General features: G+C 71.8%; 5 protein-coding genes. 2 read left to right on the forward strand and 3 right to left on the reverse strand.

What is annotated here, in order from left to right; all coding sequences use genetic code 11:
- Positions 1-318: 318 nt before the first annotated feature.
- From ACGFWJ_RS18100 to ACGFWJ_RS18110, 3 genes are all read right to left on the reverse strand, one after another.
- Complete coding sequence (locus ACGFWJ_RS18100; protein WP_392950501.1) at positions 319-3,057, reverse strand: alkaline phosphatase family protein; 2,739 nt, start codon at positions 3,055-3,057, stop codon at positions 319-321.
- Positions 3,058-3,059: 2 nt separating this feature from the next.
- Positions 3,060-4,427 (reverse strand): ABC transporter permease, encoded by a 1,368-nt coding sequence (locus ACGFWJ_RS18105; RefSeq protein ID WP_392950503.1) that lies wholly within the window; start codon positions 4,425-4,427, stop codon positions 3,060-3,062.
- A gap of 400 nt (positions 4,428-4,827) precedes the next feature.
- Positions 4,828-5,748, reverse strand: coding sequence for an ABC transporter ATP-binding protein (locus ACGFWJ_RS18110; RefSeq protein WP_392950506.1), 921 nt, complete (start codon positions 5,746-5,748; stop codon positions 4,828-4,830).
- A 314-nt stretch (positions 5,749-6,062) separates the two neighbouring features.
- Between ACGFWJ_RS18110 and ACGFWJ_RS18115 the strand changes: the two genes are divergently transcribed.
- Positions 6,063-12,467: an RHS repeat-associated core domain-containing protein gene (locus tag ACGFWJ_RS18115; RefSeq protein ID WP_392950509.1), complete on the forward strand. Its 6,405-nt coding sequence runs from the start codon at positions 6,063-6,065 to the stop codon at positions 12,465-12,467.
- A 16-nt stretch (positions 12,468-12,483) separates the two neighbouring features.
- Positions 12,484-13,374 (forward strand): hypothetical protein, encoded by an 891-nt coding sequence (locus ACGFWJ_RS18120; RefSeq protein WP_392950512.1) that lies wholly within the window; start codon positions 12,484-12,486, stop codon positions 13,372-13,374.
- The last annotated feature ends 42 nt before the right edge of the window (positions 13,375-13,416 follow it).

Here is a 13,416-nt window from a genome sequence, read left to right on the forward strand (position 1 = left end):
GACGAGACGGGCGGCGGTCCTTGCTGGCAGCTCGGGCAGAATGCCGACTTACCCGGCAAACGTAGCGAAGTCGGTCAGACGCAAGGGCCGCATATCGCACCAGGGCTACCAAAACGCCCACTCAGAGACGCGGGTCGGCCCGGCTCGAGTAGGCGTTGCCAGACCTTTGCGCCTACTGGGAACTGCGCGAAGCGAAAGGACCCGACCGCAAGATCGCAACGCAGGACAATGACCTGCACTTGATCGCGACCTTGCGGACGGGTCTTGCGCTTGTCGCGCAGTTCCCCGCGTCCCTGGTTGCGTACCCGCCTGCGCTCGTCAGCCGTCGAGCTCCGCCGAAGGCAAGGTTGCGCCCGGGACGTCCGCCGGAGCGAGCAGCGCTTGTTCGCCGGGGTACGGGGTCGTCCAGTCGTGGGCCTCGTACCAGGTGAGGTGGTTCATCTGGGACGGGTTGGCGCGGTCGGGGGCGGCGCCGGTGCCGGTGAGGTGTTGCTGCTGCTTCCAGTCGGACCACTTCTGCACGAGGTCGGACTGTTCGGCGGGGACGGTGCCGGTCGCGGCGCGGGCGGCGGCCGGGTTCTGGGTGGCGGGGACGTCGAGGCCGCAGGAGGGGGCGGTGGCGAGGCCGTTGGTGAGGGAGGTGCGGTTGGGCTGGACGTTGAAGGGGGTGAGGTCGGGGGTGCTGGTGAAGGCCGAGGCCATGGGGGTGGCCGCGGTGTCCTTCTGGTTCATCGGCTTGATGCCGAGGATCTGTTCGATGGTGCGGATCATGTTGATCTGCGAGTAGTAGTGGCTGTCGACGACGCCGCGCTGGGCGTAGGGGCTGATGATCTGGATGGGGGCGCGGTGGCCGTCGACGTGGTCGAGGCCGGCCTGGGAGTCGTCCTCGACGACGAAGATCGCCGAGTCCTTCCAGTACTGGCTGTGGGTGATCTTGTCGACGATCTGGCCGACCGCGAGGTCGTTGTCCGCGACCTGGGCGGCGCCGTTGGCGGGGCCGCCGGTGTGGTCGCTGGAGAGCCAGAGCATGTTGAGGTTGGCGGGACCGTTCTTCTCGAAGTCCTGCTGCCAGATCTGCGCGCGGTAGATGTCGGGAACGCTGGTGTCGAACATCGGGAAGCCGGGCACCGAGACGCTGTTCAGCGAGGGGATCGGCGAGGACGAGTTCAGCTTGTACGCCGAGGGGTTGCCGGTGGTCTGCATGGTCTTGGCGTCGCAGTACAGGTTCTGCCAGGTCGCGTCGGCCGGCTTGGTGAGGAACTGGTGGAACTCGCCGAAGTCCCGCACGCTCTTGCCGGACGCCTGGGCGCCGCTCCACAGGGTGCCGCTGGCCTGGTGGCCGAGGGCGTCGTCCTCGGTGTCGTAGCTGCGGATGTACTCGCCGGCCGAGGACTCGGTGTACTCCGGGTTGTCCGCCTGCATCAGCCAGTTGTGGCCCTCGGCGGAGTTGGTGCCGATGTCGTACGTGTTGTCGTACAGGCCGAACTGCTGGGCGAGTGCGTGCTGGTTGGGCGTCACGTTCTGGCCGAACTGGGCCAGCGACGGGTCGCCGTTGCCCTGCGGCAGGTCGCCGAAGAGCTGGTCGTAGGTGCGGTTCTCCTTGACGATCAGGAAGACGTGCTTGATCGTCGACGGGTCGCCGATCCTGTTGGGGACGGGCACGGCCTTGGCCTTGTCACCGGTGGCGAGCTTGGCCGCGTTGTTGGTCCAGTTGTTCTGCGCGAAGACCTTGCCGGTCTGCTTCCGGATCTCCTTGTCGCTGGGCAGGGCGAACCGCACCACGCTGGAGGTGGTGTCGTGGGTGCCGTGCGCGCCGTCCACCCGGCGGGCGTCGATGCCGCGGGTGTTGGAGACCAGGATCTGGTTGCCGGACGAGGAGATCTCGGAGGGGAAGTAGTCCGTCGGCAGCAGGCCGACGTAACTGGCGGGCTCCTGCGGGCCGCTGTACCGGTAGACGGCTACCGCGTTGGCCCGGCCGAGGGTCACCAGCAGGTGGCCGTCGTCGGTGAGGGTCACCGCGTTGGGCTCGTAGCCGATCGAGGCCTCGGACCAGGGCCGGGTGGCGATGGTCTGGACGACCTTGTCGTTCCGGGTGTCGATCACCGAGACGCTGTTGCCGGCGGTGTTGGTGACGAACACCGCGCCGTTCTTGGCGTACACGGCGGTCGGGTGCAGGCCGACGTCGATGCTCGCCGGGGCGGCGGACGGGTTCGCCAGGTCGATCACGCTGACCGTGCCGGAGGTGGTGGCGGCGGTGTTCGGGTCGGCGGGCACCTGGGTGCCGTACGAGTTGACGGTGTTTTCGCCGGGCTGCGCCGGGCGGCCGCCCTCGTTGCTGACGTACAGCTTGCCGCCGGCCTGGACCAGGCCGCGCGGGGCGTTGCCGACGGCCCAGCTCTGCTTGACGGTGCCGCTCGCGGTGTCGATCGCCACCACCCGGTTCTGGCCGTTGACCGCCGCGTACGCGGTCGCGCCGTCCGCCGAGAACACCAGGCCGGCCACCAGCGCGCGCTGCGAGCCGGTCTTGGCGATCTTGACGACGACCGGGTTGGTGACGCTGCCGTCCGGGTTCACGTCGAACCGGGTGTACCCGTCGGGCTGGCCGAGCCACAGCTGCTTGCCGCCCGGGGAGTACGTCGGGCCTTCCTGGCCCACGTTGTTGCTGCTGATCTTCGGGGTGGACGAGGCGCCGCTGCCGACCAGCTGCTGCACCTTCCAGTTCCGCACGTCCACGATCGCCAGCGCCGCGCCGCCGTCGGTGACCGAGGCCGCCAGGTGGGTGCCGTCCGGGCTCACCGTGGACGACATGATCTTGCCGTTGTTGATGACCAGCCGCTCGCCGTAGGGGGCGAGGTACTGGTTGCTGGAGACCAGTGCGCCCTGGTCGTAGACCTGGCCGACCCGGTTGGTGCCGAAGGTGTCCGACTTGGCCCAGCCGACACCGGCGCCGGCCGCGACGACCACGGCCGTGGCGGCGGCCGTGACCAGCGTCCGGCGGCGGGTCCGGCGGCCGGACGTGCTCGGGGTGTCCTTCACACGACGACGTGTGACCTGCATCGTTACTGTCCCTTCGAAGGTGCCGGAAGCAGCTCGACGTTGCCGTCGAACTGCCAGAGCGGGTTCGGCGCGTCACCGGTGGAGGTGCGTACCAGGAAGTAGCCGTTCACTTCCTTCGGCCCGTCGCCGTCGGCGACGAACCTCCCGTCGGGGGCGATGTCGAGCTGGTAGACGGCCGTCCCGGTGGCCTCGACGCCCGGGAGGTGCCAGGACACGACGCAGCGCCAGTCGTTGCCCGCGCCTTCGGGCTCGACCCCGGTGCTGCCCTTGTCGCACGCCGCCGTGACCTGCAACTGCGCCTCGGTGACGTCGGGACGGTTGAGCTCGGCGGTCTGCAGGCGGTACAGGTGCGCGAAGGCCGTGGCGACCGAACGCTGCACCTTGTCCTGCTCGATGCCGGAGCCCGTCGCCCCGAGTGCCGGGATCAGGACGCCGATCGTGGCGGCGAGCAGGGCGGCCAGCGGCAGCCCGCCGAGGGCGAGCGCGCGGCGGCCGGAGCCGTCGTGCACCGGGTTGGTGAAGTCGCGCCGCAGGAACAGCAGTCGGGCAAGCAGCGTGGCGGCCACCGCCCACACCAGGGAGACCGCGACGCCGATCAGCAGCGGGCCGAGCTGCACCGGGCCCGTGAACAGGCCGTTCCAGGAGACGAACGCGTAACCGGGCAGGGCGAGCCGCACACCGACCGGCAGCGGCAGCAATTGGGCGAGCTGCATCGCCAGCGCCACCAGCGCGGGCAGCAGCAGCCCCATCGGGGAGCGGCCGAGGGCGACCGAACCGAGCAGGCCGATCCCGGCCAGCGCCAGCGTCGGTGCGAGCGCGCACAGCCAGGCCAGCAGGACCTTCAGCGCGGCGTCGCCCGGCGACAGCAGGTGGCCGTCGAGGCCCACCAGCGGATGGTGGCCGACCGCCAGCAGGCCGCCGGCCGAGGCGGACACCGCCAGCCCCGTCACCAGCAGCACCAGCACGGTGAGCGCGGCCAGCGCCTTCGCGGCGAAGATCCGGCGCGGTGAGCGGACCGCGACCAGCAGGTGGCGCCAGGTGCCGAGCCGGTCCTCGGCGGCGAACACGTCACCGGCGACCATCGAGGTCAGCAGCGGCAGTGCCCAACTCCCCGCGAACCCGAGCGTCACCAGCGGCCCCGCCCAGCCCGTGGCGTGCATCCAGCGGCCGAACAGCGTGTCGGTGGGGAGCGTGCTCTGTTGGCTCACGGCGGCGACGAAGGCCGCCGGGGCCAGCCAGCAGGCGAGCAGGAGCACGCGGATGCGCCACTGCGCGAGCAGCTTGAGCAGCTCGAAGCGGTAGGCGCGGGACACCGGCACGCGGGTGGCGGCGGGGGTGGTGGCGGTGGCGGGCGTGCGGGTGGTGGTCATTGGGCGTCCGCCTGCGGCTGGTTGGTGAGGGCGGGGAGGGCGGCTTCGAGTGCCGGGGCGGGCCGGTAGGCGAGCAGTTCGAGGCGGCGGGTGGTGGTCATCGGGCGTCCGCCTGCGGCTGGTCGGTGAGGGCGAGGAAGGCGGCTTCGAGCGCCGGGGCGGGCCGGTAGGCGAGCAGTTCGAGGCGGTGGGTGGTGGTCATCGGGCGTCCGCCTGCGGCTGGTCGGTGAGGGCGAGGTAGGCGGCTTCGAGCGCCGGGGTGGGTCGGTAGGCGAGTAGTTCGAGGCGGTGGGTGGTGGTCATTGGGCGTCCGCCTGCGGCTGGTTGGTGAGGGCGGGGAAGGCGGCTTCGAGCGGCGGGGCGGGCCGGTAGGCGAGTAGGTCGAGGCGGTGGGTGGTGGTCATTGGGCGTCCGCCTGCGGCTGGTTGGTGAGGGCGAGGAAGGCGGCTTCCAGTGGCGACACCACCGGCGCGAGCTCGCGCACGGCGATGCCGGCCTGGACGAGTCGTGTCACCAGGGCGTCCAGCGCGGGTACGGCCGCGCGGATCACGAGGCGGTCGGTGGTGTCGTCGGTGAGGCGGACGCCCGCCGTTTCGGCGGCGACGCGGCGGGCTGCTGTCGGGTCGGAGGTGAGCAGCCGGTGGTCGAGTTCGCGGTTCCGGGCGGCCAGTTCGGTCAGCGGGCCGGAGAACCTTACCCGTCCGGTGGCGAGGACGGTGACCTCGGAGCACAGGGCCTCCAGGTCGTCCATGCGGTGGCTGGAGAGCACGACGGCGCAGCCGTCCGCCGCGAGCCGCCGCAGTACGCCGTGCACCTGGCGCTTGCCGGCCGGGTCGAGGCCGTTGGACGGCTCGTCCAGGACCAGCAGCCGGGGCCGGGTGAGCAGGGCGGCGGCGAGGCCGAGGCGCTGGCGCATGCCGAGTGAGAAGCCGTTCACCCGGTCGTCGGCGACGTCGGTGAGGCCGACCTGGTCGAGTTGCTCCTCGACGCTCGCGGCCCGGCCCTGGAGTGCGGCCAGTGCGGTGAGGTTCTGCCGGGCGGTCAGGGCGGGGTAGAGGCCGGGCCCGTCCACGAACCCGGCCACCCCGTCCGGCGCGGCGAGCGCCCGCCCGACCGGTGTCCGCAGGATCTCCAGCCGGCCCCCGTCGGCGACGGCCAGCCCCAGCAGCAGCCCGAGCAGCGTCGTCTTTCCGGCGCCGTTCGGCCCCACCAGGCCGTGGATCTGCCCCTGCGTCACATCGAGGTCGACGCCGTCGAGGGCGATCACCTCGCCGAAGCGTTTGGTGATCCCCCGGGCCCGGACCGCGAGCGGTGTGTCCATGAGTTTCTTCCCTCCCAAGCCGTTGGAGACCCTAGGCAGTTGACGCGACGCGATCAGGGACCGCTTTCTGAACATTCATGGAACGGAAGGCGAGGACCCGAAGGGGAATTGACGATTCGTCACCGAATCGGTGGACCGGGCCGGAAATCATCCGATGAATAGGCCTTCGGCGACGGGGAGCGGGGCGCCCGGCGGGTGGGCGTCAGCGGGCGCGTGGGGGTGGGGTCATGCGTACGGTGGAACAGGGGTTGCGCTCCGAGCGGGCCTGTGGACCTGGCCGGTTCGGTGATTCCTGGCGTCTGGGAGGACATGCCATGGCTGGTCCCACTCCGATCGTTCCGACCGACAACGTGGCGGGTGTGACGCCGGGCAAGCTCGACGGCGGGGCGTTCGGGGTGACGCCGGACGGTGCGGGCAGCCTGACGCTGTCGCTCTGGGTGCCTGCCGGGCGGCTGGGGGTTCAGCCCGAGCTGGACCTGCACTATCACAGCCGAGGGGGTAACGGGCCGCTCGGTGTCGGCTGGTCGCTGAGCGGGCTGCCCCGGATCACCCGTCGCCGCCGCACCATCCCCGACGAGGGCGCCGACGGGCCGATCAGGTACGACAGCACCGACCCGTTCGCGCTGGACGGTGAGCCGCTGGTCCTGGTGGGCGGCACCCATGGCGCGGACGGTGCCGAGTACCGGACGAAACGCGACACCTTCACCAAGATCGTGCTGCACGACGTGGACACCGCGCCCGACGGGCGCCCGCTCGGCCCGACCTGGTTCGAGGCCTTCCAGAAGGACGGCCGGATCCTGACTTTCGGCGGCCTCGGGCGGGAGGATCTCGGCTCGCGCTTCGAGGGCCTGGCCCAGGTGGTGACGCCGGTCCAGGTGCCGGAGGGGACCCTGCCCGCCGCCGTGCGGGACGCCGTCGCGGTGTCGCAGCAACTGGTCCGCTACGGCTGGGGCCTGCGCAGCATCAGGGACCGCTCCGGCAACGAGCTCCGGATCACCTACCAGGGCTACCCGTTCCGGCCCGACCTGCCGCCGCCCGAACGCGACTTCGTGCCCGTCCGCATCCAGTACACGGGCTCCCGGGGCGGTGGCGTGCCCGCGCTGCGCTCGGTCGACTTCGGGTGGGAGCCGCGCCCCGACCCCGAGACCCGGCTGCTGTCCGGTCTCCCCGTCACCCAGCACACCCGGCTGCGGGAGCTGCGGATGAGCGGCCCGGACCCGACCGCCGCCGACCCGTCGAACGTCGCCCTGCTGCGCCGCTACCTGTTCGCGTACCGGAACACCAGTGTCAGCGGCCGCAGCCTGCTCGCCGGCGTCCAGGAACTCGACGGCGCCGGGATCGCGCTCGGCGGGCACACCTTCGACTGGGAGCTCGGCGGGAGCGGCTTCCAGGAGATCGCGACGGGCATCACCGACATCAAGACCACACCGGCCGGGCGCAGCACGCTCCCCGGCCGGATCCGGGTCGCCGACTTCGACGGTGACGGGCGGGACGACATCCTCTACGTGCCGCGCTCGGATCCGGACCACTTCGCGATCCTGCGTTCCGATCCGGCCTCGCCCACCGGTTTCCTGGACCCGTACTACACCGACATCCCCGTCCCGGCGGACAACGCGGACGGCCGGGTGTACGTGTATCCGGACCCGGCCGGGGACTTCATGAACATCTTCGTCCTCGACGACTCGGCGCAGCCCGGCACCGCAGGGAGCCCGACCTACCGCGTCCACCACGCGGGGATAGACCGCTCGGGCGCGTCGGGCAGCATCGGCTCGTTCTGGGTCTTCCGGGGCCGGGACGTCTTCAACCCGGCGGGTTCGGTGGACGGGCCGGTGGAGGTGGCCGACCTGGACGGCGACGGGCTGCCCGACCTGGTGCACGGCTTCACCGGTGGCGGCGGCGTCGATCCGAACTGGTACCTGCGCGCCAACCTCGGCGGCAACCTCAACTTCGACGTGGAGCAGCCGCTCGGCACCTACCCGTTCCCGCACCTGACGGTCTCCCCGGACGGCGGCAGCGCGACGGCGCTGCTGGTCGACGACTCCGGCACCACCGGCGGGGACCCGCGCTGGTCGGCCGTCGGCGTGACCAGGCAGGCCGGTCAGGTGAGCACCACCGTGGCGCTGGGCACGCTCCCGCGCGGGCAGGACTACCTGTTCGGCGACTTCACCCGCAGCGGTCTGCCGTCCGCGTTCAGCCTCGGCGGCGCACCCGGACCCGCCCCGGCGGCCGTGTCCGACCCGACGCTGACCGAGAACCTCGGCGGCACGTTCGGCCAGGCGGTCCCCGTCGCGCTCCAACTCCCGCAGCCGCCCAGCAAGTTCACTCCCGCACTGCGGGTCATCGACTGGAACGAGGACGGCCACGCCACCGTGCTGGTCCGCACCCGGACCGCCGAGGAACTGGGCGACCCGATGTACGTGCTGCGCTGGAACGGCCAGGGCTTCTCGCAGATCCAGCTGCCGTTCACCAGCAGCTGGGACCAGCAGTTCCCGGAGGGCTTCGACCTCTGCGAGGTGATCGACCACAACGGCGACGGCCTGGACGGCGTGGTGATGTACAGCGACGGCCAGCTGCGCCTGTTCGTCCGCGGCGGCAACCGGGCCGACCTGCTGACCGGCATCACCGACGGGCTGGGCGCCCATACCGCGATCGGCTACCGGCCGATCTCCGACCCGGCCGTGCACACCCCCCAGTACGGGTTCACCTTCCCGCTGCGGGCGAGCACCGGGAAGATCTGGGTGGTCGCCGAGTACCGCGAGGACAACGGCGTCGGCGGGGTGAACACGCACCGGTACACCTACGCGGGCGGCGTCCAGGACGTCACCGGCGCCGGGTTCCTGGGCTTCCGCCGGCGCACGGCCGTGCACGTCGAGACCGGTGTCAGCACCGTCTCGGACTACCTGCCCGACCTGGCCCCGGCCGCCGGCAGCTACCCGCTGCTCGGACTGCCCGTCAAGGAAGTCACCACGACCCCGCTCGGCCACGGCCTCCAGCACCGCGCGAGCATCACGACCAGTTACACCGAGCGGCCGGGCCCGGCGGGCACCGTCCCGTACTTCGTCGTTCCGATCGGCATCGACGAGGAGCAGGTCGTCACCCGCAACGGGGTGCCCACCATGCCGGTGCGGCGCTGCACCACGGCGCAGGACATGGACGCCTACGGAAACCTGACCGTCCGTTCGCAGACCTGGAGCGACGGCAACGCGCTCGCCGTGAAGTCCGCCTACAGCAACGACCCGGTCAGCTGGCTGATCGGACTGTGCACCGAGGTGACGGAGCGCAGCACCAGCCCGAACGGCTCGGCGCAGATCAGACGGTTTGGGTACGAGTACGGCAGCGACGGCCTGCTCACCCGCGAGACCGTCGAACCCGGCGTGCTCGGCCCCGACGGCTGGCTGCCGATCGGCCCCCAGCCGGACGGCGTGCGGACGCTCTACCGGACCCTTGAGCGCTACCCGGACGGCAACCTGCTCCGGGTGACCCTGGAGGAGAGCATCGGCCCGGGCGGCGCGAAACGCTCCGTCCAGGTCCAGTACGACGGCCTGGAGCACCAGTTCCCGGTGCAGATCACCGACGGCCTCGGGCACACGGTCAGCGCGACCCACCACCCCGGGCTCGGCGTTCAGATCAGCAGCACCGACCAGAACGGCGTGCAGACCTTCCGGCAGTACGACGGCTTCGGCCGGCTGCGCGGCGAACTCGCCCCGGACGGCACCCGCACCCTCGCCCACCACCTCGACGTGGGCGGCCGGGCGAGGATCTCGGTGCTGGCCGGATCCGGTGAGGAGGCCCTGTTCGACCACGACGAGCTGGGCCGGGTGGTCACCCGGACGCTCTTCGCACGCGACGACGGCAAGGCCGTGATCCGCGACACCGAGTACGACGCGCTCGGCCGGGCCGTCCGCCAATCGCTGCCGCACTTCGCCGCCGACGCGCCCAGCTGGGACACCTTCACGTACGACACGCTCGGGCGGATCACCGCGCGGACCGGGGCCGACGGAACCAGCGCGGGCTACGAGTACCGAGGCGAGTGGCTGATCGCCACCGACGGCGAGCACAACGCCACCGCGACCCGGACCGACTGCCTGGAGCGCCCGGTCTTCGTCACGGACCGCGACGCCGCGCTGGTCGGGACGGCGACCGCCCCCGCCGGGATGACCGTCGACTACGCGCCGTTCGGCCAGGTCGCGTCCGTCACGGACATCGCCGGCAACGTCACCCGCTACGAAGCCGACCGGCTCGGGCGCCTGATCAGCGAGACGGATCCGGACCGCGGCCACCTCACCTATGCGTACAACGTGTTCGGCGATCCGCTGCGCGACATCCAGGCCGACGGCCACGCCGTCGGCTACGAGTACGACCCGGCCGGCCGGCCCACCGCGATCCGGGACGCCCTCGACGGCGATGTGACGATCGACTGGGACGTGGGCGCCACCGGCCAGGTGACCCGGATCGCGGCGCCGCAATCCGCCGTCACCGTGGTGTTCGGCTACGACGCGATCGGCCGCCCGGTGACCAAGACCTGCTCGGTCGGCCCCAACCGGTACACGCTCACCCACGAGTACGACGCGATGGGCCGCCTCAGCGCCATCGTCTACCCGAAGGCCGGAAACCTCCAACCGTTCGAACTGCGCTACGAGTACGGCAAGTTCGGTCAACTGCTGCGCGCCGTCGACGCCGCCGACCGGCGGGTCTACTGGCAGTGGGTCAACGCCGACGCCTCCGGCCTGTTCGGCGACGACGCACTCGGCAACGGCCTGACCGACCGGCGGATCGAGGACGGCGCCCGCCCGGGCGTGCTCCAGCGGATCCAGACCCTCGACGGCGCCAAGCAGCTGCTGCGCGACACCCGCTACCGGTTCGACGCCAACCTCAACCTGGTCGGACGCACCGACAGCGTGGGCCGGACCAAGGAGGCGTTCGGCTACGACAACCGCCGCCGGCTGCGCCGCTGGACCTGGCGCGGCGACCCCGGGGACCGCAAGGTCCGCTGGGACTACGACGACATCGGCGACATCACCCTGCGCGCCATCGAGGCCGGCCCCGGCACCGACCTCGCCTACACCTACAACCCGGCGGTCGCCGGGCCGCACGCCGTCGTCGCCACCACCCTGGGCGCCTACACCTACGACGCCCGCGGCAACCAGACCGGCGCACCCGGCCGGGCCGTCCGCTACGGCCGCGGCAACCTGCCGACCCGCATCACCCAGAGCGGCCCGAAGCAGCCGCGCGCCGTCGAACTCCGCTACGACGGCGAAGGCAGCCGGGTCCAGACCGTCGACCGGCTGAGCGGCCTGGCCACCGACAGCCTCGACGGACTCTACGAGTACCGGCGCCCGATCGGCACCAAACGGCCCGACGGGCAGCACATCTTCGACATCGTGGTACCGGGACGGCTGGTCGCCCGGCGCACCTGGGTGCTGGCCGCCGGCGCCCGCACCGCCGACCGCGTCGAATACCTGCACGCCGACCACCAGCAGTCCATCGACCTGGTCACCACCAGCCACGGCAAAGTGCTGCACCGCTACGCCTACGACCCCTTCGGCCGCCGCACTGACCCCACCGACCCCGCCCTGCCGCTGGCCGAGCACGACACCCCCCTGCACACCGGGTACACCGGGCAGCGGCACGTCGACGGCTGGTACCTCATCGACATGCACGGCCGCTTCTACGATCCGGTCACCGGCCGCTTCCTCAGCGCCGACCCGCTGACCCCGAACCCGCTGAACCCGCAGTCCTGGAACCGCTACGCCTACGTCGTCAACAACCCGCTGTCGCTGCGCGACCCCACCGGGTTCGACGACGAGCCACCGGACGAGGACCGGACGCCGCCTCCCACCCCGCCGCCTCCCACCCCGCCGCCGGCGCAGCCCACCACTGGCACCGCGCCCCGGCAGCCGGTCTACCGCAGTGTTGTCATCGGGCACCGGCGGCCGCCCGAGCCGGGGCGGGCCGCTGCCGGGGCGGGCTCCCGGCCGCCCGCCGGGCCGACGGCAGCCGTGCCGCCCGGCAGCGGACCTCCCACACCGGGCCCGGTCACGCCACCGCCGTCGCCCCCGCGCAACGACGACGGCAGCGGCGGCGCCGCCCAGGTCGGCCTGCCGCCGAACGCGGGGGTCGCCACGGGCAACCGCAGTCATGCTGGACGACCCCAGCGCGACCCGGCGGAGTTGCTGCTGCGGTGGGCCGACCGACCCGTGACGGCGTACAGCGCGACACCGTTCGGGAGCCGGCAGCGGAACGTGCCACTGATCGGCGTGGGGTCCGTCCTCGCCGGGGTGACCGGCGCCGGTCTCGCCGCGCTGGGGCTGGGCGCCGTCGTGGCGGCCGGGACGGCCGCAGGCGCGGCTTCGGCACCCGGCGGAACGGCAGCCGCCGGGGCCTCGGCCGGAGGCGTCCTGCAACAGAGCGCCGAAACCTGGCTCAACCTGGACCGGATCGTCACCGCGCTCAAGATGGAGCTGCACCACCTCCTGCCCACCCAGTTCCTCCGCGTCTTCCAGGCCGCCGGAATCAACACCCAGCTGTACTGCATCCGCATCCCGCACCTGCTGCACGTCTGGCTGCACAGCCAGTGGAATGCCCTGTGGGCCGCCTTCATCCTGGAGCACGGCGGCGCACCGTCGGCCGAAGAGATCGGCTACTTCCTTGGCGATCTTCTGGAGCGGTTCGAGCTGGAGGGCTTCGAATTCCTGGACTACACGAGACACATCATGTGAGGGAGTTGAGACCACCGTGCAAGGCGACTTCAGCAGTTCCGCCCCGGCCACCCCGGCCGTCACCGCCACCGGCACGGGCGGCGCCGCCGCGATCTCCGCTACCAGCGACGCGGCCATGGCCGTCGAGGTGACCAACAACCGTTCCACGGCGTTGCTCGGCGCAACGACCAACGGGGTGGGCGTGGTCGGCAACTGCCTCGGCACCGGGATCGGCGTCCTGGCTCGCAGTCAGCAGGGCATGGCGGTGAACGCCACCAGCGACAGCGGAATCGCCGTGCTGGCGCAGAGCAGCTCGGCGGCCGCCGTCCAGGGCACCTGCCTGGGCGGCGACTTCGGCGTGGTCGGCATCGCGCCGAACGCCGGAGTGGCCGCGTTCAACCCGAACAACGACCACGCCGCGTACCTCGCGAGCGACTGCTGCGCGGCCTGGTTCACCGGCCCGGTCAACATCGCCGGCAACCTGTTCAAGAGCAGCGGCGGCTTCCGCATCGACCATCCCCTGGCGCCGGCCGAGAAGTTCCTGACGCACTCGTTCGTCGAATCGTCGGAGATGAAGAACGTCTACGACGGGGTCGTCACCACGGAGGCCGACGGCACGGCGAGCGTCGAGCTACCGGACTGGTTCGAGGCCCTGAACCGGGAGTTCCGCTACCAGTTGACCCCGATCGGGGCACCGGCCCCCGAGCTGCACATCGCCGCGGAGATCGAGCACCGCCGCTTCCGCATCGCCGGGGCACCGGCCGGGCTGAAGGTGGCCTGGCAGGTCACCGGCGTGCGCGCCGATGCCTGGGCCGGCGCCCACCGCGTCGAGGTCGAGCAGGCCAAATCGCGGGCGGAGCACGGGCGTTACCTGCACCCGGAGCTGTTCGGGGCCGGACCCGAGCAGACCTTGCGGCCGGGTGGCTGAGGAGTCGACGGAACGCGGCTGCCCGGCCCGCTCGGGTGAGCG

It is taken from the genome of Kitasatospora sp. NPDC048407 (assembly GCF_043200475.1).
Lineage (GTDB): Bacteria > Actinomycetota > Actinomycetes > Streptomycetales > Streptomycetaceae > Kitasatospora.